Here is a 644-nt window from a genome sequence, read left to right as displayed (position 1 = left end):
CTTCTGTAGGTGCGCATAAGAGCTCATGAAACCGAATGAGTGACGCATAGTTATAAAGTTACCGAAGCCTTTCTTACTTGGGCGCACGGTTTCAATTACGCCATCAGCTGGCGCTACTATATCTTCACCACGCTTACATGTTAGGTCGATACCAGTATGAACGTGGCGTTTACCTGTTATAGGGTTCGAGCGACGCCCATAAGAGGATGATATGCGTTGATAAGCCATAGGGCTGTCATTTGGAATCAAACGAAACATTGTGGCTCTGACTGCTGAATCTACTGCAGCTGCATCAATTCGGTCTTCTAAAGAGACGTCATCAGTAAGCGGCTCTTCATCGGTCAGGCCAAGCACTGATTCCACATCAAATACACGCTTGCCAAGTAACTGAATAGTGCCTTCTTTCTCGGTTAATGCTTGAGACAGTGAGTGATTGGTTTCTACCTGCTCAGCGTAAAGAAAGTCGGTTTGTTCTTTTTCAACAATCAGTGTTTCAATCAATTGTTGTGCATCATCGGCTTGTAGGGCGAGTTCTTGCTTGCCCTCAAAGTGCATGTATGCAGCTCCGCCAATCAATAGAGGCACTGAAAAAATTGCGGTAGTACATAGTAGTACGGCTTTTCGACCGAAATAAAACGTCTGAT

1 protein-coding gene is annotated in these 644 nt (G+C 45.0%); it reads right to left on the bottom strand.

The annotated features are described in order from the left end of the window. Positions 1-644, bottom strand: a 644-nt coding sequence (locus AB4496_RS28950) for a M23 family metallopeptidase (protein ID WP_372133560.1), incomplete at both ends; no start/stop codon positions are given.

Origin of the sequence: Vibrio sp. 10N.222.46.A1 (assembly GCF_041473595.1) — a bacterium.
GTDB lineage: Bacteria > Pseudomonadota > Gammaproteobacteria > Enterobacterales > Vibrionaceae > Vibrio > Vibrio tasmaniensis_A.
The sequence above is the reverse complement of the archived record's forward strand: the minus strand, read 5'-3'. Positions and strand labels throughout refer to the sequence as shown.